We start from the raw sequence: 21,613 nt of genomic DNA on the forward strand, positions 1-21,613 counted from the left end.
AACGAGCATTCCTGCGAGGGTCTGGCTCTCAGACCTTCCTGAAGGGGTTATCTGGATAGGCTCTCGGCCATGGCGGAGGCGGAACGGAACGGAGCTTTAGGTGGAGGCCGATCACGCAGAGGAGCGTGCTGGCGCGCGGTGAGGGGTGCAGCGACGAGGATGCCGACAAGGGCCACGACGATAACCAGAGCGGTAGCGGGCAGGGGGAGGGCCTCGTAAACCGCCCGCGGGCCGCTCCAGACGGCGGCGAAGGGACCGGACACGCGCCCGGCGTCGGTGTCGCCGAGGTCGCAGAGGAAGTGCCGCTGTTCCGCAGAGAGCGCCGCGTGCCGTTCGGACATAGCGCAGTGCACCAGGCACAGCAGAGGATTCACGAGCGCGATGGTCACAATGCTCCAGCACAGGAGCGCCGCCGCGACGCGGGCGTAGATGCCGCCAGAGCATCGCCCCGGGGTGAAGGCAGGCAATGCACGAACCGTCGCGCCCCTGCCGGGCAGGAGGATCAAGGCGCGCGAAGCGCGCTCCATGAGCCCCCTGTGCCTCCCGCTGATCTGCGGCGGAACCATATGGGCGACCGACGCCGCATCCATAGCGCTCCCTCGCCGTGGCCCGAAGCGGTGTTTGGAGGATTATATCACACGTGTCGGGGAATGATGCGAGGGGCTCGCGGGGGCGTGGGGAAACCTGGTTTCTCTATGCTCTAAACGATCGGGGAAAGAGAGTTGCTGGGAGAGCTTGGTCGCTACCAGATCTTCCCAGGGGGTTTTATCGTTGATTACGGCGCTCGTCTTCGGGGTCAGGGGCAACGGTTTTTTGGCTTTTTCGGATTCGGAAGTTTTTAATTTTTTTACCTATTTTCGACTGTGCATTTCGTCCTATAGAAACTCCTTTGGAATTGTTCACATCTCCGACTACTATCTTGTCGCCGCCGATGTGCTCAATGTTAATCTGAGGCGGGTTAGGGAGGCCGTTGTTCTTGATGCCGACGACCAGAAGAAGCAGGAGCGGCACAATTACTACGAGGCCCGCACCTATTATCCACCCTACCCCTGAATCGCCACCTCCAGCCGGCGTTGAGGGTGGTGTCGGGGCGGGGACAACCGGTGCTGCCGCTGCCGTGACAGCAGGATCTGGCACAGGACTGGTCGGGGTGATCGGGGCCATCAATGCTGCGCTCCAGGGGATGGCTTTACGCTCTTCCAGGCAATTTACACCGGTTTCCAGAGCGGGACCGGCGGGGGGAGTGAAGGAGAGCGTTCCAGAGGCTCGGCCCTGGGCATCAAGGAAGCCCTCAATACGCAGTGTACAACCAATGGGAATGCCGCTGACCTGGTAATTTGCAGGCAGGATCCCTCGCACCATGCCATTTTCCAGTGGCAGTACGATACCCTGGGCGCTCGAGCGGATCAGAATATCTTTATAGGCCAGGTCGGTCCCGCAAGCCGGACTCTCGCCGTAACGATAGGTGATCTCCAGGTGTTCAATCTGAGTTTCGTAGACCCGAAACCTGATCGTCACATCGCCCTGCGCGCCCTCCCACAAACCGTCCAGCCGCGGCGGGGTCGCCGTAACCAGCGCGCCAGGGGTTGGTTGCGCCGCCCGAGCCTGGGCGGGCGCTCCTGAGGTGAAAGCAAGGATGGCCGCGCATCCCAGCGTGACCACCACCAGGAGCGCCCCCAGGTTGCAATAGGGCCTGATCATACGCAATCTTTTTCCAACATGTATTTATCGCGGGACACAGTAGTATTCGCCCAGGTCGTGCACTTCGCCGTTTTCGACGGTAACCGTAACGGTCTTGCTGCCGCAACGGGCGCTCACGGTGATGCTATAGCTTCCCGGCAGTACCTCGATGGATCGAGACTGACCATTGGGAACGTCATAGCGGCCACCGGTCGGCCCGCGCAGGGTGATGGTCAGGACGCCGCCAGTTTTGTTCGTTACCTCGATTACCGCCGTCTGGCGCACGCAGGTATAGGTCAACGTGTAGGTCTCCCCGTCTGCGACGGCAAAGCGTCGCGACTCGCGGCCACAGGCGCTGTCAACGGTCACCTCGTACTCTCCGGGCATCACTTGCCGGCTGACAGTCTGCCCGCCGGGGACGGTAAAGCTCTCGGATGTTGGCCCCACCAGGTTGACCCGGATCGGTTCGTTGCTGGTATTAGAGATGCTGACGGTCGAGGTTCGTCCCGGGCATTGGAGCGTAAGCTCGCGCACTTCATTCGCGGCCAGCGAAAAACTGACAGCTACGCTACCGCAGGGCGCCGTGGCGGTGCCGCGATAGTCGCCGGGTCGCACCCTGCCCGTCTGCCGTCCGCCGCTGCCCACCACGAGATTGAGCGCCGTCGGGCCGGTCAGCGCCAGGCGAGCAGTACCGCCCGTCTGGTTCACCAGCCGCACCTCGGCGGTGTCCTCCTGGGCGCAGGTGATCGACAACTCCACGGTCTTACCGGCCCCGACGCTGAAGTTGGTCGTGGAAGTTCCGCACCATGCGGTTACAACCGCCTGGTAGCCTCCGGGCGCAATGACGGCATCGAAAACGTCGCGGACCACGGACCACGCCGTGGCGGTGGGCCCGGCCAGGCTTACACGGACGGGTTGGCCCGTATTGTTCATGATCTTCAACGCCGCCTGTGCGGGGATGGGGGCCGGCGCGGCGCCGTCGTAGGCATCGATGCGTGGACCTGCCGGAAAAGGCGGGGGTGGCGGAGCACCGCCGGGTTGCTCCGGCGGCGGCGGCACGTATGACGGCGGTTGCCTGGGATAGAGCGCCGAGCCGAGCAGCCCGAGAAGCACATCGAAGGGCCGGGCGTTTTCGGGATGTAGTTCGAAGCGCGCCCGCTCGAACCACTGCACCGTATACTGCCGGCCGTCTTCAAGGGTCTCGGTCTGCGCGTCGCTCAGGGGCAAGCCGAAGAGGGCCAGGTTTTCGGCCTCGCTGAAGCCGGGTATGCCATCTAACTCGAGCCCGTTGGCGCGCCAGGCCTCCAGGATCCGGCCACACACGTTATGGTTGGTTTCAGGGAAGAATCGGCAGCCTGGCTGGGGACTGCTGGCAGGAAAGCTACGCCAGTCGCGCTGATCCATCCCGAGACGATCTTCGCTCAGCCGTCCAGGAGAACATTGTATGGCGGCTGATTCTCCGGGTGTAGCTCGATCCGGTTGCGTTCGAACCATTGCGCCTGAATGCGTTTGCCCTCGATGAACTCTTCTTGTTGCGGCCCGAGCGGGAAGCCGAAGACGGCCAGCCCGCCGTTGCGCTCCCAGAATTGCCGGATGGGCCCGCTGATGCAGTGCCCGGTTTCCGGAAAGCAGCGCTCGGAGTCCTGGGCGCTCACGGCGCCGTTGCCCGGAATGAGGAGCGCGCCGAGGATCAGGAAGATCAAACTGACCAGGCTCAATCTGCTTAGACGCATGGCTCCCTCCTTGATGAGCGTTCGTCGTTGAAAGCCTGCAAACAGGATGGGCGTTTTGATTCAATAAACGCGCTGAGGTCAGATCTTGGCGCGCCCGGATGGTGGATCCGCCACCGATCGCCTGATAGAGAAATTCAGCAACTGTTTTTTTACGTCCCTGCTTGAGTATACTTCTCTGAGAAGTCTATGTGCCAACAGGATGTCCTGATCATCCCGTAAGGCAACTTCTGGACAAGCCCATAGCCATACTAAATAGGTAAGAAAACGACACTTTTTTCTTTTCTTTATATGCCAAGTATTTCATACAGGTAAAGTTGCTAAATTAACACTTAAATGATTCAGTCTTACTGATGTCCTGGCGTATAACGGCAGACGCCGCCAGCGCGGAGCGACGCGGCTCAGCGGGCGCAGCGGGCAATCGGTCGCCCGGCGCCGCTCGGCGATTGCACCACCGCTTCCGCGCCATCCGTCTGTTTCCACGCGCCTGGCTGCAGTCTGGCTACACGGGCGGTATGCGGCTCGCTCCACCTCGCTGGCGTTGGGCCCCGGCAACTGGCAGGCGCCGGGTGTGTTCGCCCCGCCGGCGCGACGGTTTTCGCGATGGCAGCACTTCCTTCGTTTTCCGTACGTGTTCAGAGTCGGGGCAACCCCGCGGACCTGGGAGCGAGGGCGTCCCGCCCTCGTCAGGATTCGAGGGCATCTTGCCCTCGCTCCCAGGAGAAGTGTGGACACGCACCTTTTTCCCTTGTTCCCGGCGCGGGTGTCGCCGTGAATGGCCTCATCGTAGTGACGGTTGCAGGTAGGAGTCGAAGGGGGAAGCCCCCGCGATCCTGGCGCCGGGCGAGCTACCCTGCTATGGCCCGCTGGCTACTGGTCGCCCTCCGAGGCGGGTTTGCCGCTAACCGTCTGCCTCGGTTTGAGCCCCCACCATAGCGCAACTATTATGAGTACCAGCAGTATGACCGGCAGTATGAGCCACCATGGCCATCCCCTCCAGTTGGGGCGTATAGGCGTGGTCATTGCCGGAGCCGTCACCGGACCGGGGTCGCCGGTCAGCACAAAGCCGGCCCAGTAGTAAGGGTGGGCATAGCGCGCATCCGCCCGCAGGGTCGCCTGGGCTGCCTGGAGCGCCTCTGCTTTGCCTTTGCCCGCTCGCAACTCCTGGTAAAAGGCGGTCATCAGTTTGCTGGTCGCCTCGTCGTTGACGTTCCACAGGCTGGCCACCACCGTCGGGGCGCCGGCATAGATGAAGGCCCGGTTCAGCCCTACCAGGTCGTCCCCCCGGCTATGCGCGCCGAGCTGGGTCTGGCAGGCGCTGAGCACCACCAGGTTAGCCTTCTCCAGGGCCAGGCCATACACCTCGTGCACCTCCAGCGCCCCGTCGGCCTCGCCGCCCGGGGCCAGCAGAATGCGCGAGAAGAGTGGTGCGACAGTGTTCAGTTCACCGTGGGCGGCCAGGTGCACCATGCCTGCCCCGGCGGCGTGGTCGCGGAGCGCCTGCTCGGTAGCCGCGGGGCCGGTGAAGGCGTCGGTCGGATACAGTCGCTTGATCGCTGTCACCTCGGCGTCAACATATGGCAGGGGGGGTAGGCCGGGGAGTTGGCCCTGGGCAAGGGCGAGCAGCCTGCTCGCTTCGCCCTTGCGTTTGGCCAGAATGAAGGGCAACACGCTGGCGCTGGGCACATGGAAGAGGGTGTGCGCCTCGCCGAAGAGCCGTTCACCCAGCGGCAGCGCGGCGAAGGGCAGGTAGTGCAACGCCTCGTGCGGAACGATGCCGACGACGGGGGTGGTGAGCTGATCCGCGAGAGGGTCAAGCAACCAGTCAGCCAGCCGGTCGAGCTCCGCCGGCCGCGGGTCGTCCAGGGTGTCGAAGCTGCGAAAGGCCACGATGGCGTTACGCAGTTCCTCCGCGCTGACCGGCAGTTTGACGGTGCTGAAGGTGGCGCGGGTGATGACAAAAGCCAGCGTTACCTGCTCGGTGACGAAGTAGGCGAGCAGGGTGGTATCGGCATCGAGCAAGGCCTGCACCTGGGGGAGGCTCAGCGGCTCGATGCTGACCAGAGAGGCGTACTCGGGATTGCTGAGCCGCAGTTGCGTGAGCAGGGCGGTGTACTCCTGTTGCAAGGCATCACGCTGAGCAATGAGGTCGGGGAGCGGGTCGGGGGCGCCTGGCGCAACCCGATGCGCGGCCGCCTCGCGCAGGCTCTGTTCGAGGGCGGCGAGCTGCTGGCGCAGGCGTTGTTCCTGGGCGATGAGCTGCGGGGCGCTTCCGGTCGGAACGGCCAGGGGAGCGTTGCCGAGCTGGTCGAGAAAGGTGCGCGCCCGGGCCCGTTCGCTCAGCGCAAAGGCCTCCTCCTGCTTGCCAAGCCGGACGCTGAGGTCAATCGCGCGCTGGTAGACGGGAGCATTCTGAGATGCGAGACTGGTTTTGAACTCCTCGAGGCGGGCATTGGTGCGAAGGGTTTCGAGCGCCGTAATCGCTTGCTGGTAGTGGTCGAGCGCCTGGGCGTCCCGCCCCTGGGCTTCGAAAATCACGCCGAGGTTGTTGAGGGTGGCGCCCTCGCCCGCGCGGTCGCCGACCTCCCGCACTATCTCCAGCGCCTGCTGGAGATAATCCAGCGCCTAGGCGTACTGCCCCTGGGCTTCGAACACCCCGCCGAGGTTGTTGAGGGTGGCGCCCTCGCCCGCGCGGTCGCCGACCTCTCGCACTATCGCCAGCGCCTGCTGGAGATAATCCAGCGCCTGGGCGTACTGCCCCTGGGCGCGGAACACCGCGCAAAAAGCCTAGTGTGAAGCGATTTTTGCACCGAAAACTAGTACTGGGCGATCTTCGCGCTCGTTAACTCGCGCACGGTACCGCTCCCGACCCAGCAAGCCGTGTGGGAGTCGGACGTCGGGAGGCGCTTGGCGACGGCGATGGCCGCCGCATTCAGCGCGGCGCGGCGCCGGCCAATCTTGCGGATGGCCCAGTTCACGGCCTTCTTCACGAAATTGCGCTCATCGTGCGCCTTCTGTTCACCGCGGGCGAGGTAGCGGCGGAGCAGTTCAGCGGGGGCGCTTTTGTCCTTGCCGGCCACCTGCGCCATCAGGACAAAGCCGGCTCGCTTGACGAACCCTTCCGTCCGCTCGCTACGGAGCGGGTAAACTGCCGCATCCTCTGCCTACAGAAAACATCCGGAGGTCGTATGGTCAGCCTCGGGTGGTTACTGTGAGGAAACGGCGTATGTTAGAGTAAATAAGGGATAGTCAGACCGTCGCCTGTTATCTCAGAAGGAGCAACGCGAAGGGCCAGCGCCATTCGGCACTGGCCCTTCGTCATGCGCTGAAACGGGTATCGCTGCTACTCCGGTGCCTCTAGCGGGAGCAAGCTCACGGCCGCGTTGACCGCCGGCGAGCTATTATCAAGGTGCCGCCGCAGTGGACAGCCAGTCGCTGAGGTAGAACTGGCGCGCCGCGTCGTGGTCGGCGGAATAGTAGATCGCCGGGTCGCGCAGATCGCCGACTACGCGCGCCGTATGGTCGCTGTCGGGTAGCCAGACGGCCAGGGCGTAAGTGGTGGTGTAGCCGCCGGGCTGGCGCAACTGCACCTGGCTCGGGATGGTCAGCTTGAAGGGGAGCGACTGCCCGCGGTAGGTGATGATGCACAGCAGATCGGCCGAGGCGTCCGGCGTGATCAGCGCCGTCACCTGGTACCAGGCGCGGCCAAAGGCGTGGTAGCGCTCGCGGTCGGCGGAGTCGCCCAGGCGGGCGAGCAGCGCGCGCATCGGCGCGCCGAAGAGGTGGGGAGCGATGCGCGGGTCCTCGAAGAAGGCCTGCAGCGTCAGCGGCAGGAAGAAGGCGTGACTGAGCGCGTAGCCCTGGCGCAGCGGTGAGTCGCGCGGGATCTTGATGCCGATGCTGTGCCACATCTCCCAGCGCTGGTAGAAGAGATCGGGCAGGCGCAGCCGGGTCGTGCCCGCGATGGGTGTACGCTGGATATCGAACACATTGCAGAGCGTCCCGTTGATCGCGTGGTCGAACCAGAAGTCGTCGAAGATCAGTGCCGGATAGGGTGTCTCCCCTAGTTGGCGGACGAGCGGGGCAAGGGCGGGCGGGCAGTAGTCGGGCAGGAGGGTGCGCGTGCTGATCGCCAGCGCGCGCACCCTCCTGGGAGCGAGGGCATCTTGCCCTCGAATCCTGATGAGGGCGGGAGACTCTCGCTCTCAGGCTCTACTTGTTACCCCAAGTGTGACCAGATACGAGTGAAGCTTCTCCCTTCGCATAGACGCTGTTGTGGAAGTCCTGCGACCAGTTTGGTCCGGCCTTCCATTCACGAATGCCCACACGCTGATTGTCGAGCGTAACGGAAAGTGGTCATTGTAGCAAAATAGAGCATGAGCGCGAGGTTCTGCGAGGATGATAACATGCCTGTGTAACGATCCGGGTAATGCAAAACAACCCCGCCGCAGCAGCCCGCAGGCCGCCGCAGCGGTGTACGTGTTCAGGCGTTGCTGAAACCCAAATCCTTCTCGCGCAGGCTGACCCGGCGCCCTTTTAACAGGATCAGATTATCCAGGATCTCCCCATCCAGCAGCTTGCCGGCCGCGACGATATGCCAGGTCACGAGGATGTCCTCGGGGGAGGCGTCGACCGAGCCGGACGGGTGGTTGCGCGCGTGATCAGCGCCGCGTTAAGCTTGAGCGCCTCACGGTGGGCCGTCCCGCAGCGGAACGGCCGGTCGCGGCGGATCGTGCGCTCACTGACGCCCTGGCCGCAGACCCGAGCCGTGCTCGTCGCGCCGTTGGCATGCGCCACGCGCCGAGCCTGGCGCGCTGTTGGGGGACCGTAAGGCAGGGAACGACGACTCGCCCGCAGCGGTTCCAGTGGGTACGGCGGCAGGACCGCGTCACGGAGCGACGTAGCCGATCGGCGACAACGAGCAAGAAACGCACGACCCCGAAGGCGCAGCAGCTTGTCCGTCAGGGTCTCAAAGGGATACGGAAGAGTCAGGCGAATATATGCGTCCGCTTGAAATAGCTTGTATACAAGATACTTATATTCTATCATTCTCGCCGTTGTCGCCTGTGCAGAAGGAGCCGCTGTGATTGCGCTTGAGGAGTGCCTGATCTTCTTGCTGGCCAAGGCCTATCAGCACGTCAACAGCGTGGCCCGGACGCGCCTGGAGTCCTTTGGGGTGACCCCCACCCAGTACGCCCTGCTGCACGTGCTGTGGGAACACGGCCCGCAAAGCGGTGCGGCCCTGGGCGCCCGCCTGCGCCTGGACAGCGCCAGCATCACCGGGTTGATCGACCGCCTCGCCCACCTCGGTCTCGTGGAACGCAGCCCCGACCCCACGGATCGCCGAGAGAGCCTGGTTGCCCTCACCATCCGTGGCGCTGAGCTTCAGGCGCCTTTGCAGGAGGCCATTGCTGCATTTAACGCCGAGCTCGACGCAATCCTTGGCGCGGCAGAGAGCGCCCGCCTGCGCGCGCTGTTGCGTGGTCTTATCAGCGCTTATCCATTACCAACGCGCTAATGAGCAATGGAGGTTCAATGACACCCCCACCCTTTTTCCTTGAAGATCTGGTTCCCGGCGCCATCTTTCGCACGGGAACGCTCACCGTCGACACCGCAGCGATTACGGCATTCGCGGCGCAATTCGACCCCCAGCCCTTTCATCTCGATCCCGTTGCCGCAAAAACAAGCGTGTTCGGCGGCCTCGTGGCCAGCGGCTGGCATACGGCTGCACTCACAATGCGCCTGCTGGTCACAAGCGAGCTGCAACTCGCTGGCGGCCTGGTCGGCTCGGCATTACTGATTTGCGCTGGCCGCGGGCCGTGTTCCCCGGCGATACGCTCTCCGCTGTCGTCGAGGTGCTTACGGTGCAGTTCTCGGCGAGCCGACCGGAGCGAGGCGTCGTCAAGCTGCGGACGACCACGATCAATCAGGGCGGTGAGCCGGTGCTGATGATGACCTCGGTGCAACTGGCGCCCCGTCGCACCAGCGGCCAGCCAGAGGAGAACCCCGAGGCCCACGACTGATGCTGTTCGGGACGATCGCCGAATCCGGCGGATTGAGGACCACGATTGGCGGCTCAGGTTCGGTATAGGCGTCCACGTAGCAGAACACGCCGCGGAAGCGAACGTCCAGGCGCGTATAGCGCCCGGCGAACTCCGCCGCGGCGACGTCGCGCAGCCGAGCTTCGGTGCGCCGCTTGACCGCCTCCGGAACCTTCACGCCCCTCTGTCGGGGTCAGGCGCCCAGACGCCGCGCGGCATCGTTGAGTCTTTCTTCTTTGCTCGGGGTAGGCGGCTATCGGCCATGCTCGCTGGCTTCACCTTCCTCGCCGTGGTCCGAGGGTATGCGCGGGTCCAAGGAACCGCGCCAATGAGCTCGCCGCCCTCGCCCCGCGCCTCGCCGCAGCATCTGGCGAAGCCACCGAATCGCTTCGCCGAGACGCCGCGCCGCCTCGCCCGCCGCGGTCGCCCGGCGCTGCTGCGCGATCTCACCGCGCCGGCGCCGCGGATCGTGGCGCTCGGCGAGCGCCGCGGGCAACCGGCGGTGGCGGCGCTGGCGCCGGCGATCGTGAAGACGGGGCGGTGCTGGGAGTGATATCCATTTTGGATTTTGGATTTTGGATTTTGAATTGACGTATACGGCTCATCCTTGCCGTTCCCCGGCGCGCTCCACCGTCCATCTGCGCACGTACCGCCCTTGCGCAGATCAGGCACAAACCCCTGCGGAGTTTTCACGCGCTCAGCGAGGGCTTATGAAGATTAAGAAAGGAATCCGATATATCACCATCATCCCTCTGGCAGCATCACGCGCTGCGGGCTAAAGCCCTCGCTCAGGACCTGGAAGCCCCGCAGGGGCTTTCGTGACCTCAGGCAGGGCTTTAGCCCGCAGCGTTCGGCGATACCGGAATATGTTCTTAACGTTCATCAGTGCTCTGTGAACTAAGTTTTTCGGTAACTCCGCCCCCTCCCCAACCCTCCCCCGCTGGGGGAGGGAGTCCGGCTCCTCCCCCCAACCTCCCACCAACGGGGAGAGGCGCCGCTCTTAAAGTGAGAAGGGGTTTTTGGCATTCCAATGCGCTTACGATCCTCACCCCTCGCCCCCTTCTCCCGCTCAGAGAGAGGGGGAATTTGGCGTCTCTGTGCCCCAAATGGGGGATGCGACGCGAGGATGCGCCGGAAAACTCTACACATGAGAACCCGTTGGGGGAGGCGCCGGACTCCCTCCTCCAGCGGTTTAAGGGCGGACAGAACACCCGAGCGAACATCGCCGCTACCACATTGGGACGGCCCCGAGCACGGCGCTGGCCGCCCCTCTCCCGCGCGCGGGAGAGGGGGGCAGGGGGTTAGAGTGAAACGGCTCATCCCAACGCCATGAATCACATCTGCGCTCATGCGTTCTGTCTGCCCCTAAACGCTCAGGGAGAGAGAGGGAGTTGGGCGTCCCAATGCCCCGGATGGCGAATGCGACGCGAGGATGGGCCAAAAAACCCTACGCCTGAGAGCTGACTAATCCCCCCTCTTCATTGTCGTCCACGCTCGCCCCTGACCGTCCAGCGAGCCTGGCTACAAAGATGGCTCCATGGCAATGCGGCGCGGTGACCTTGACGATCTCCGCGCCGCATCAGAAAGCCTGAAAAGCTGGTGAGCCGGGTGGGAATCGAACCCACGACCCTCTGATTAAAAGTCAGGTGCTCTACCCCTGAGCTACCGGCCCACTGGCATTATAGCTCAGGGACGCTGCGGCGTCAAAGCAATTGCCTGGAAAGTGGGTGCACGTTTACCGCATATGTACTCGCTGCAGAGAGCGCCGAGGGTTGTAAAAAGCCAATTCTCCGAGCGCCCCTGCCTGCTCTGCGGTAAGTCTGAACACACACTCCTTATGATGCTATTGACACCCATCTTCATTCGCAATATAATGGCCTAGCATTCGATGAATAATTACGATATTTACCTGGATTTAAAACTACCTTAATCATGCGCCTGTTATTACTGGCCGCTTTAATCTTGATGAGCGTCTTTGCGTTCACCGGGTGTGGCAGGGTCCCGCAAGGTGGCGCGCCAGCGCCGACAGCTTCGCCGGTCACGCCGACGATACCGCCGGGCGGCGCCACAGGCGATACGGACAAAGGCGGGCCGTCGGCCTGTCCGCGGCTAGATCCGGTCCTCTACGCCCTCACCACGGCAAACGATCCCGCAGCCGTCGCCGCTGCATCGAATATCCCCTATGATCAGGGCCGGGTGCTCGTCTTTGTTACTGTTACCGCCTCGGTGGATTTTGACCAGTATGACGCAACCCTTACCGCCCAGACCGATCAGTTGGCGCAGGCGCTTGTACCCCTGAGCGAACTTTGCCGTCTGGCGAATGATCCGAACGTTGCTGCTGTGCGTCCTCCCGATATGGCTGCTCCAACACGTCCGTAAGCTGCTTCATCTCATCCCATCTGGCAGAAAAACGAGGAATATCTGATTCTCTTTGCGTCCACCTGCGGGTTGTGCTGCGACACGCCCCTGGTGGCGGGTCCTGGATAACCCGGGTTTCCCGCTGCGGTCTGCTGCGGGCTTTACGCTATTCCTGAGCAAGTATGTCCTGGAAAAGGAGGAACGGTAATGGCACGCTTGCTGGGGGGGACCGGAAGAAGAGCAGTCAGGCTGCTGGCGGTCTTTGTGCCTGTGCTGACGCTGGCGAGCCAGCTTCTGGCCCAGGGGAGCCAGCCGCCCGTTTCGCTTGATACCACCACGCTGGCGACTATTATCCCCGATCATTTCAGCTTCGACCCGGCTGAGGAACCGGATGCCAGGTCGGCTCGCGATCCGAACCTTGACTCGGCGCTGGCGACGCTCGCCGACGCGGGCGCCACCGGCGCGGCTCTGGCGAGCATGGCCGAGGCCGCCGGGCTGAAGGTTGACGGCGACCTGGTCGAAGTCGTAGCCGAAGTAGACGCGGCGAACGTCGCCGCCGCTCAGCAGGCGATCCAGGCCGTTGGCGGGCGGGTGGTCTATACCAGCATGGATAACACCCAGATCCAGGCCCTGGCGCCGGTCGGCGCCCTGCGCGCCCTGGCCGCCGATCCGGCTATCGCCTACGTGCGTCGCCCCGATTACCTGACGACCTTTGGTGAACTGCAGGCCGGGGCGCGGACGACCGTGGGCGTGACTCACACGAATGCCGCTGCCTGGCACAACGCTGGCTTTCGCGGCGCCGGGGTGCGCATTGCGGTGATTGATGGCGGCTTTCAAGGCTATACCACCCTGCTTGGCACCGATCTGCCCGCCAGCGTAGTGGCGCAGAACTTCGCCTCGACCGGCGATATCGGCGGCGGCACCCCCCACGGCACCGCCTGCGCCGAGATCATCTACGACATGGCCCCGCAGTCGAGCCTGTACCTGCTGCGCATTGCCACGGCTCTGGATTTGCAACGCGCGGTGACTTATGCCATTCAGAACGGCATCCAGGTGATCTCTTCCTCGATCGGCTTCTACAACCTGGGGCCAGGCGATGGCACGGGCTTTCTGGCCAGCGAGGTGGCGCGGGCGCGCAGTGCCGGCATCGTCTGGGTGACCGCCGCCGGCAATCAGCGCCTGGAGCACTGGGGTGGAACCTTTGCTGATGCGGACTCCGATGGCGCGCACGAATTTGCCTCCGGCGTCGAGATCAACTGCATTGCCCCTCAACCAGGTGGCGAGTGTGCGGCGATCCCTTCCGGCTACGCTTTGAGGGCCTTTCTCCGCTGGGATAACTGGGCCCCGCCAGTGAACCAGGATTATGACCTGGCGATCGTGCGCTGGAACGGTAGCGCCTGGCAGCGCGTCAGCACTGGAGGCGACAGCTTTCAAAATGGCGGCGCGAACCAGCGGCCAACCGAGTTCGCGGTTGCGCAAACCTCGGGCGCCGCAACCGCCTACGGCGTGGTCATTCAACGTTACCGGGCCACCCGCGCGGATGTGAACTTCAACCTGTTTGTAGCTAACGTTCCCGCCCTGCGCCTGAACGTTCCCGCGCGGAGCCTGAGCGATCTCGCCGACTCGCCCGGGGCGATCACCGTGGCCGCGCTGGATGCGCGCAATCCCTTCCCCCAGGAGCCGTACAGCTCGGAAGGGCCGACCAACGGCCCGGGCGGCACGCTGAATGGCGGCCTGCTCAAGCCGGATCTGGCGGCGTTTGCCAATGTTGACACTCGCGCCTACGGCACAACCCCGGGCCAGCAGTTCAATGGCACGTCGTCGGCCACGCCGCACGTCGCCGGGGCCGCCGCGCTGGTGCGCGGCGCCCTGTCTGGCTATACTCCCGCGCAGGTCGCCTACTTTCTGACCAGCCGGGCGATTGATATGGGGCCGCCTGGCCGGGATACGCGCTTTGGTCACGGGCGTCTCTGGCTGGGCGATCCGAGCAACACAGCGCCGCCGCCTTCCCTCGAGGTCTACCTGCCAAGGTTGCAACGGTAGGTAGAGACGGCCCGGCGGGTGGTCTCTACGACCACCCGCCGGGCGACGTTTCCCGATGTGCGGGGCGGATTTCACCACGCCCGTATGCCAGCGGCGATGCCATGTTCCGCCGCACACCCGCCAGATTGGTCGCATCATCTTTCGCCAGGTCGTGTATACTCTCTACATACCGGCAAGTTCAGTTGGTGGGAGGGCCGCAGCGAGCGAAGCCCTCCCAACCGTCAGGCGGGGGTATGGGGAAACCTGGTTTCCTCGCCTTCCAACCGGTGGCGGGGCTTCCTGGCACCGTGGTGGGCCAGGGCGCCGGGAAGCCCCCTTTCCCCGCGTTCACGTTGGTGATGCGCGGCGCGGCCGCGCGAGTGGCTGGCATCTAGAAGGAGTGAGGCATGGCCCGGCTCAGTGAGGAGGAGATTACGGCGCGACTGGAGGGGCTGAGTGGCTGGACGCGCCGTGGCGAGAAGATCGTGAAGACCTACAAACTGCCGACCTTCCCGGCAGCGATTGCCTTCGTGGTTGAGGTTGGCTTTCTGGCCGAGGCCGCCGGCCATCATCCCGATGTGGATATCCGCTACAACAAAGTGACGCTGGCGTTGACCACCCACGATGCCGGCGGGTTGACGGAGAAGGATTTCCAACTGGCCGCTGCCGCCGATGAGGCGATGGGGTAGGAAGTAGAGCGCCGTCGCAGCAGGAGGTGGCGTGGGCGGGCTTCGCCCTTCGGGACCTTCCCATCAGGCAGAGGCGTGGGGAACACCGGGTTCCCTACCCTCCTCCAGGCGACGCTGGGGCCGCCAGGCATCCCTGACGGTAGGGGCATGGGGAGCCTTCTCAGGTGTAGGGTTTTTCGAGGGAGAAGGGGTTTTCGGCGTTCCAATGCGCTTACGATCCTCACCCCTCCGCCCCCCGCTCCCGCGCGCGGGAGAGGGGGAGTTGGGCGTCCCAATGCCCCGGATGGCGCATGCGACGCGAGCATGCGCCGGAAAACCCTACACCTGAGAACATGGGGAACCCTGGGTCACCCACCCTCCTGCAGGCAACGACGAGGCCGCCAGACGCCCCCGGCGGCAGGGGCGTGGGGAACCCTGGTTTCCCCATCTCCTTCACGCCGGGACGCGCCGCAGGATTACGCGCAATGGCCGAAATTGACGGGATCTTTTACGCCCAACGCGGGCAAGGAACGCCGGTCATCTTGCTCCACGGGGCCGGGGGCACGCACCGCCACTGGGGCGAATTGTTCGCCCCCCTGGGCGCCACGGCGCGGCTGATCGCCCCGGATCTGCCCGGCCACGGGCGCTCGGCGCCGCCGGGGTATACCACCATCGCCGGGTATGCCGGGGTCGCCCTGCGCCTGCTTGATGCGCTGGGCCTTGACCGGGCCGTGCTCGCCGGTCACTCGATGGGCGCCGCGGCGGCCCTCGAGGCGGCCCTGGCCGCGCCGGATCGGGTGCGCGGCCTGGCGCTGATCGGCGCCAGCGCCCGCCTGCGGGTGGCCCCGGAGTTGCTCCAGGGGCTTGCCACTTATCCCGACGCGGCCATTGAATTGCTGGTCCAGTTGATCTACCCCGGAGCAGCGGCGCACCTGCGCGCCCCGGCGGCCGCCGAGTTCCGGCAGTGCGACCCGGCGGTGCTGCAGGGCGATTTCGCCGCCTGCGATGGCTGGGACGCGCGCCCGCGCCTGGGGACGCTGCGCCTCCCCGCGCTGGTGATCTGCGGCGAGGCCGACCGGATGACGCCCCCGAAGCTGGCCCGCGAGTTGCAGTCCCTGCTCGACGCCGACCTGGTCATGCTGCCGGGCGTCGGGCACATGCCAATGCTCGAGGCCCCCGCGGCCACCGCCGCGGCGCTCCTCACGTGGCTGGAACGCCTGTAGGGGCCGCTGGCGCGCCAGCGGCGGGGACGCGCGGAAACCGGATTGCCCCGCCCTCCTCCAAGCGGCGCTGGGGCCGCCTGGCGCCCCAACCGGCAGGGGCGCGGGGCAACCCGGTTGCCCCGTATTCACATCAAAGATCACTTCCCAATACAGAACCGCGAAAAAATCACATCGAGCAGGTCATCGCCCACGGTCTCGCCGGTAATCTCGCCGAGGGCGTTGAGGGCCGCGGTCAGGTCGCCGCCGATGAGATCGGTGGGATGCCCGGCTTCCCACCCCTCCAGGGCGGCGCGGAGGTGCTCTTCGGCGCGACGCAGGGCGTCGCGGTGACGCGGGTTGCTGACCAGGCGGGCCTCGGCGGCGGCGGGCGGCACGCTGCCCAGGAGCGCGGCGGCCACGGCCCGGGCCAGGTCCGCAATGCCTGCGCCGGTGCGCGCCGAGGTGGCAACGCTGCCTAGCAGCCGCGGATGGGCGAATGGCGTCTCGGGTGAACCATCCGCCGCGGAGCGAGCGTCAATCTTGTTCCACACCAGGATGGTCGGTTTCTCCACGGTAAGTCCGGCGATCTCGGCGTCGCCCGAAGTGAGGGGCTGCGCCGCGTCGAGCACCAGCAGCGCCAGGTCGGCGCTGTCAAGGGCCGCTCGCGCCCGCTCGATGCCCAGTCGCTCGACCGGGTCGGCGCTCTCATGGATGCCTGCGGTGTCCACCAAGGTCACCGGAATGCCTTCCAGGTTGGCCGTCTCTTCCAGCGTGTCGCGGGTGGTGCCGGGAACGGGCGTGACGATGGCCCGGTCGGCGCGCAGCAGGGCGTTGAGCAGGCTGGACTTGCCGACATTGGGCCGGCCTACGATGGCCACCCGCGCCCCCTGGCGGTAGATGATGCCCTGCTCGGCTCCGGCCAGCAGACGCTCCACGGTGGCCAGACTGGCGCGCAGGGATGGGCCGAGGTCCTGCGGTTCAACCTCGTCTTCGGGAAAATCCACCACCACGGTAACGTAGGCCAGACACTCCAGCAGGGCCGCGCGGACGCCGCGCACCTCGCGGGCGAGCCAGCCCCCTAACTGGGCCTGGGCCAGAGCCAGCCCGGCGGCGGTGCGGGCGCGGATCACGTCGAGGGTGGCCTCGGCCTGCGAGAGATCGATCCGCCCGTTGAGAAAAGCGCGCAGAGTGAACTCGCCAGGGCGGGCCAGGCGCGCCCCCGCGGCCAGAACCAGCGCCAGGGTGCTCTGGAGCGGCTGCGGCCCCCCGTGGCAGGAGATCTCCACCACGTCCTCGCGGGTGAAGCTGTGCGGCGCGCGCATAAAGGCCACCAGCACCTCGTCAACGATGGCGCCGGTAGCGGGATCGACCACGTGGCCGTAGCGCAGACGATACGGGCGGAGGGGACCCGGCCGGATCGGGCGAAAGATCCGCCCGGCGATGGCGCAGGCCTCGCGCCCGCTGATGCGCACGATCCCTACCCCGCCTTCGCCGGGCGGAGTTGCAATGGCGGCGATGGTGTCGTCGTACACCGCTGGCAGGCTCTCGACCCGAATCCACGCGCCCTATCGGGCGCCTGCCTCTATTGTAGCAGTTTCTGGCAGTGCTTTTCTGTATCGGGGAGGCCTGGAGGGGCGCGGCTCATTCGACAGCCCCTTTCCGGCACGGCACGGTTTTGCCGCGCCGTGCCAGAAGGGAAATCTCACAGGGGCCTGCGGGCCTCCTGGACGCCATAGGTGGGAAGCAGCGGGTTCGTGGAGAGCCGCGGGCCCTCCAAACCTCCGCGCCGGGAGGCGGGGCGCGGGATCACCACTGAACGACAGGCGCCATCGCTGCCGATGACGTACCCATCGGCGTTCCAGTCACTCACGCGCTCCTGGTCTACCAGGTACCAGTAGGCATAGGGGCGATTCTGCTCCAGGAGCAGGGTAATACTCCAGCCGCTCTCATCGCGGCGCAGAAGCATCGGGGCGGCGTCCCAATCGTTAAAATCACCGGCAAGTTTCACGCTATCCGCCCAGATCGAGGCGGGCAGCGAAAAGGTAACGCGGACCTTGCCAGGCTGGGTCGGCACATCTTCCTGGGTCACCATAGCTTTGTTCTCCGCGCGACCTGTGTGCTCCTGTAAGGCCGGAAAGTCGCTGTTCCGGCCAGGTGAAGATCAGCGTTGATCTTGATGATGCAATCGTAGCAGGAAGGCGAGCGGATGTCAGTGAACATTGGCGGGAGGCTGGCGGGGAATTGGCGGGGCGAAAACCCTACGTAACGGGACTTCCGGTCAACTCAAGTTCGATGCCGCCCGGACGCGGCGCCGCCTGCCAGGAGATCCGGAGGTAGCTGCCGTCTTTGCGGGCATAGCGGCAAGACAATTCAGCTGCTGCACCGGCGGCGTAGACGGCGTGAATGACGGCGATCACCGCCTCCTGGTCATCAGGATGTACGCGCTCGATGAAGGTGCTGTTTGCCAGTTCGCCCGGTCGCCAGCCGAGGAGATGGTTCCACCCCTCGCCAGAGGGGACAAAGCTGCCGTCAATCGCCAGGATCGCGCGCAGCAGGGGTGTTACTCCGAGATCTGGAGCTTGCACAGGGTTCCGTCACTTTTCGCACGCACAGAATTGATCGCGCGACGCTGCCAGACGAACGCGCTGGCAAACGCCCCCACGATTATGCTACCCGGCGCTGGCGGGGACTCAATGAAAAGTTGCGGGGAAATGGCGGGAAGTTTCGTGCGCCTTCAGGCTTCGCGCATACGGTAACCGAGACCGCGCACGGTCTCAATCGCTCCCGGTTCATCAGTCGCATCGCCGAGCTTGCGGCGGAGAGAGCGAATAAGGGGGCGGATCAGCTCGCGGGCCTCGTCGGCGTCGTCGGTGCGCAGGCCATGGGTGACCAGCACCAGGGCTGTAGCAGGCAGGACTTCGCCGACCCGGCGGGCCAGTTCCGCCAGCAGGGCGAATTCCTTAACCGAGAGGGTCAATGGCTCGCCATCGAGCCAGGCTCGGTGATGGCCGGCATCAATGCGGATTCGGCCCACGCGGATCTCTTCATAAGGCACAGCGGGCCTGGCTATGGCCACGGCCTCCGCCAGTTGATTGTGGCGCCGCAGTTTGCCCTCCACTACCGCCAGCAGATCCTCGGGCTGCACCGGCTTGGTCAAATAGTCGTCGGCGCCGAGCGCCTTGCCGTAGCGCACATCACTGTCGAGGGCCCGGGCGGTGAGAAAGACAAAGGGAATGTGGGCCCAGCGAGGTTGACGGCGCACGGCTTCGAGCAACTGGTAGCCGTTCAGTTGCGGCATTGCTACGTCGGCCAGGATCAGGTCAACCGGCTCGCTTTCGAGACGGGCCAGGGCTTCCGTGCCGCTGGCGCACAGCACGACCTGGTAGCCGAAGCCGGTCAGGAGCATCTCGACCGCATTGAGATGATCAATCTGGTCGTCAACCACGAGGACGCGGGCTGGCGCGTTCATCATGCTGCCTCCGTCATCGGCAGGTAGACGGCGAAGGTGCTCCCCTGGCCGAGGGTGGAGCTAACCTCCAGGATGCCCCCGTGGCGCCTGACCAGTTCGGCGGCGATGGGCAGGCCGAGGCCGGTGCCGGGGATCTCACTCTGCGAGCGGACGCGGTAGAAACGCTCGAAGATGTGCGGAAGGTCCTCAGCGCCGATGCCGATCCCGGTGTCGGTCACGGCGATAGCCGCCCAGCGGCCCTCCGGCAGCCTGGCGGCGCCCGGCCAGCAGGTTTCATTGCCTGAGGCTGGACCGCTGAAGGCGCGTCCCGTGACGGTGATGCGCCCGCCATCAGGCGTATACTTGATGGCGTTGGTGAGCAGGTTCCGCAGCACCTGCCGGATCTGGCCAGCATGGCCAGTAACCGGCAGCCTCTCGGGCACGTCGGCGTCCAGGCGCAGCGTCTTGCGCCCGGCGATCGGCGCCAGGTGCGACACTTCCTGCAGGACCAGTTCCGCGATATTGAGCGCCTGGCGGTCGGTGGCGATCTGATCGCTGTCGATCCGCGAGATTTCGAGCACGCCGCCGATCAGGTCGCTCAGGTGGCGGGCATGTTTGCGGATCTCGCCGATCACCTCCAGGCGGCGCGCGTCGTCGAGCCGGTGGTAGAGCATCTCCAGATTGCCGGCGAGCATGGTGATCAGCGAGGTGGGCGAACGCAGTTCGTGTGAGACATTCGATACAAACTGGTCCTTCATCCGCTCGGCGTTCTTCAGCGCCGTGATGTCGCGGTGCACGCTAACGAAGCCGATCACTTGCTCGAAGTCATCGGGTGCGAACAGGGGCGTCACCGTGACCGCGGCGTCGTACAGGGCGCCATCGGCGCGCCGGAAGGGCAGCTCGCCCTGCCAGGCGCGTCGGTTACGGGCGGCGGCGCGCAACTCGGCGAGCAGTAGCTTGCCCTCACCCGGCTGCTGGTCCCACCAGCGTCCGGGGGCCTCGGGGTTCGCGCCGGTCAGACGCGCGGCGGCTGGATTGAGGTAGGTCAGGTTGCCATCGGTATCAAAGACCATCACCGCCTCGCCCAGCGACTCGAGGATAGCGCGGGTGCGGTCGCGCTCCAGTTGCAACTCGCGGGTGCGTTCGGCAACCCGGGCTTCGAGCAGGGCGCGTTCTTCGCGCAGCGCCTGTTCGGCCAGTTTGCGGTCGGTAATGTCACGCGCGATGCCTTCGATCGCCACCAGATTGCCCGCATCATCGAGGATCGGTACATTGCGCTGTTCAACCCAGAGCAGGCTGCCATCACGGCGGATCCAGCGCAACTCGATCGGCTCGGCCAGCAGCGCCAGATCCTGTGTGAGACGCAGGAGGAGCGGCCGATCATCGGGATGCACCAGCTTCAGGCCCAGCTCGGGGTCGGCGTAGTGATCCTCGGGCGTGTAGCCGGTGAGGGTGGCGGCGGCGGAGTTGACGTACTCGAAGGCGGAGGAGGGGCGCAGACGAATGCGATAGATCAGATCGGTGGCTTGCTCGGTTAGCCGGCGATAGCGAGCCTCACTCTCGCGCAGGGCCTGCTCGGCCAGCCGACGCTGCTCCTCGTCGGCAAGTTTTTCCAGAGCAAAGGCGATCGCGCCGGCGACCCGCTCCAGCAGGGCCACCTCGTGAACATCGAAGAATCCGGGCCGGCTGGCGTAGAGATTGAGGGCGCCCAGCGCCTCACCGTGGACCACCAGAGGAAAAGCCGCCGAGGCCCGCAACTCGAAGCGGCGGGCCGCGCCGTGCCAGGGCCGGGTGTAAGGCGTGGCAGTAAAATCATTGTTGATGACCGGACGCCCCTCGCGAATCGCCGTTCCCGTCGGTCCCTGTCCTTCCGGTTCGGGGCGAACGGTAATCCTGACCTCGGTGAGGTAGGCCGCGGCTGGACCGGCGGCGGCTACCGGTCTGACCTCTCCCGTGACCGGGTCGGCTATCCCAACCCAGACCAGCGGAAAGGCGCCCTGCTCAACGGCAATCCGGCAGACCATCCCAAACAACTCGTCCCGTCCAGAGGCGTGGAACACCGCCTCGCCAACGTGGCTCAACACGGCGTAAAGCCGGCTGGTATGGCGCAGGCGTTGCAACGTATGTCGCGGCGTCGCGCGCCGGCGGGTGCGAAGAGACATAGGTTCGTTCCGGGCTGTCAAACAGCGTCTGAGAGGAGGCTCAGTAGTCGGTGAACAAAGTTTCTTTGCCCTTCCACCCCCATCCCAGCCTCCCTCCGCCGGGGTTTAAGGGCGGACAGAACGCATGAGCGTAGCTGTGATTCATGGCGTTGGGATGCGCTGTTTCACCCTTACCCCCTGCCCCTCTCCCGCATGCGGGAGAGGGGAGGCCAGAGCCGTGCTCGGAGCCGTCCCAATGCGGTAGCGGCGGTGTTCGCTCGGGTGTTCTGTCCGCCCCTAAACCACCGGGGGAAGGAGCCGCA

General features: G+C 65.2%; 19 protein-coding genes, 1 tRNA gene and 2 pseudogenes. 7 read left to right on the forward strand and 15 right to left on the reverse strand.

Going from position 1 to position 21,613, the window contains the following annotated elements:
• Positions 1-47: 47 nt before the first annotated feature.
• The 9 genes and pseudogenes from NZU74_15870 to NZU74_15910 form a co-directional block, all read right to left on the reverse strand.
• A complete protein-coding gene (locus NZU74_15870; GenBank protein MCS6882814.1) occupies positions 48-527 on the reverse strand; it encodes a hypothetical protein in 480 nt (159 codons plus the stop codon).
• Between the two features lie 238 nt (positions 528-765).
• On the reverse strand, positions 766-1,701 hold the full coding sequence (locus tag NZU74_15875; protein MCS6882815.1) for a hypothetical protein: 936 nt from the start codon (positions 1,699-1,701) through the stop codon (positions 766-768).
• Positions 1,702-1,725: 24 nt separating this feature from the next.
• The gene (locus NZU74_15880; protein MCS6882816.1) at positions 1,726-3,003 is read right to left on the reverse strand and encodes a hypothetical protein; all 1,278 of its coding nucleotides are present in this window, start codon (positions 3,001-3,003) and stop codon (positions 1,726-1,728) included.
• Positions 3,004-3,101: 98 nt separating this feature from the next.
• Complete coding sequence (locus NZU74_15885; protein MCS6882817.1) at positions 3,102-3,413, reverse strand: hypothetical protein; 312 nt, start codon at positions 3,411-3,413, stop codon at positions 3,102-3,104.
• Positions 3,414-4,280: 867 nt separating this feature from the next.
• Entirely contained in the window at positions 4,281-6,032 is a 1,752-nt protein-coding gene (locus NZU74_15890; protein MCS6882818.1) for a CHAT domain-containing protein, read from the reverse strand.
• A 3-nt stretch (positions 6,033-6,035) separates the two neighbouring features.
• Entirely contained in the window at positions 6,036-6,185 is a 150-nt protein-coding gene (locus NZU74_15895; GenBank protein ID MCS6882819.1) for a tetratricopeptide repeat protein, read from the reverse strand.
• 41 nt (positions 6,186-6,226) lie between these two features.
• Positions 6,227-6,514 (reverse strand): annotated as a pseudogene (locus NZU74_15900) (DNA alkylation repair protein).
• Positions 6,515-6,814: 300 nt separating this feature from the next.
• Entirely contained in the window at positions 6,815-7,555 is a 741-nt protein-coding gene (locus NZU74_15905) for a hypothetical protein (GenBank protein ID MCS6882820.1), read from the reverse strand.
• 338 nt (positions 7,556-7,893) lie between these two features.
• Positions 7,894-8,055, reverse strand: a pseudogene (locus NZU74_15910) (hypothetical protein).
• Between the two features lie 438 nt (positions 8,056-8,493).
• Here NZU74_15910 and NZU74_15915 point away from each other — a divergent pair.
• From NZU74_15915 to NZU74_15925, 3 genes are all read left to right on the forward strand, one after another.
• Positions 8,494-8,928 (forward strand): MarR family transcriptional regulator, encoded by a 435-nt coding sequence (locus tag NZU74_15915; protein ID MCS6882821.1) that lies wholly within the window; start codon positions 8,494-8,496, stop codon positions 8,926-8,928.
• Between the two features lie 283 nt (positions 8,929-9,211).
• On the forward strand, positions 9,212-9,433 hold the full coding sequence (locus NZU74_15920; GenBank protein ID MCS6882822.1) for a hypothetical protein: 222 nt from the start codon (positions 9,212-9,214) through the stop codon (positions 9,431-9,433).
• Between the two features lie 346 nt (positions 9,434-9,779).
• Positions 9,780-10,004: a hypothetical protein gene (locus tag NZU74_15925; GenBank protein MCS6882823.1), complete on the forward strand. Its 225-nt coding sequence runs from the start codon at positions 9,780-9,782 to the stop codon at positions 10,002-10,004.
• 1,044 nt (positions 10,005-11,048) lie between these two features.
• Here NZU74_15925 and NZU74_15930 read toward each other — a convergent pair.
• Positions 11,049-11,123 (reverse strand) — tRNA-Lys (locus NZU74_15930).
• Positions 11,124-11,383: 260 nt separating this feature from the next.
• Here NZU74_15930 and NZU74_15935 point away from each other — a divergent pair.
• The 4 genes from NZU74_15935 (at position 11,384) to NZU74_15950 (ending at position 15,722) form a co-directional block, all read left to right on the forward strand.
• Entirely contained in the window at positions 11,384-11,830 is a 447-nt protein-coding gene (locus tag NZU74_15935; GenBank protein ID MCS6882824.1) for a hypothetical protein, read from the forward strand.
• A gap of 186 nt (positions 11,831-12,016) precedes the next feature.
• Positions 12,017-13,852 carry a S8 family serine peptidase gene (locus tag NZU74_15940; GenBank protein MCS6882825.1) on the forward strand — a complete coding sequence of 612 codons (1,836 nt, stop codon included), beginning with the start codon at positions 12,017-12,019 and terminating at the stop codon, positions 13,850-13,852.
• A gap of 386 nt (positions 13,853-14,238) precedes the next feature.
• The gene (locus NZU74_15945) at positions 14,239-14,520 is read left to right on the forward strand and encodes a 4a-hydroxytetrahydrobiopterin dehydratase (protein ID MCS6882826.1); all 282 of its coding nucleotides are present in this window, start codon (positions 14,239-14,241) and stop codon (positions 14,518-14,520) included.
• Between the two features lie 464 nt (positions 14,521-14,984).
• Complete coding sequence (locus NZU74_15950; GenBank protein MCS6882827.1) at positions 14,985-15,722, forward strand: alpha/beta fold hydrolase; 738 nt, start codon at positions 14,985-14,987, stop codon at positions 15,720-15,722.
• A gap of 137 nt (positions 15,723-15,859) precedes the next feature.
• On the opposite strand, the gene mnmE is transcribed toward NZU74_15950, so the two are convergent.
• The 5 genes from mnmE to NZU74_15975 all read right to left on the reverse strand — a co-directional run bounded on the left by mnmE (position 15,860) and on the right by NZU74_15975 (position 21,311).
• A complete protein-coding gene (mnmE, locus tag NZU74_15955; protein ID MCS6882828.1) occupies positions 15,860-17,233 on the reverse strand; it encodes a tRNA uridine-5-carboxymethylaminomethyl(34) synthesis GTPase MnmE in 1,374 nt (457 codons plus the stop codon).
• 170 nt (positions 17,234-17,403) lie between these two features.
• Positions 17,404-17,793 (reverse strand): isoamylase early set domain-containing protein, encoded by a 390-nt coding sequence (locus tag NZU74_15960; GenBank protein ID MCS6882829.1) that lies wholly within the window; start codon positions 17,791-17,793, stop codon positions 17,404-17,406.
• A gap of 166 nt (positions 17,794-17,959) precedes the next feature.
• Complete coding sequence (locus tag NZU74_15965; protein ID MCS6882830.1) at positions 17,960-18,286, reverse strand: PAS domain-containing protein; 327 nt, start codon at positions 18,284-18,286, stop codon at positions 17,960-17,962.
• Between the two features lie 149 nt (positions 18,287-18,435).
• Complete coding sequence (locus NZU74_15970) at positions 18,436-19,173, reverse strand: response regulator transcription factor (protein MCS6882831.1); 738 nt, start codon at positions 19,171-19,173, stop codon at positions 18,436-18,438.
• Positions 19,170-21,311, reverse strand: coding sequence for a PAS domain S-box protein (locus NZU74_15975; protein ID MCS6882832.1), 2,142 nt, complete (start codon positions 21,309-21,311; stop codon positions 19,170-19,172). Before NZU74_15975 ends, NZU74_15970 begins: the two co-directional genes overlap by 4 nt.
• Positions 21,312-21,613: the final 302 nt, after the last annotated feature.

This window comes from Chloroflexaceae bacterium, assembly GCA_025057155.1.
GTDB lineage: Bacteria > Chloroflexota > Chloroflexia > Chloroflexales > Chloroflexaceae > JACAEO01.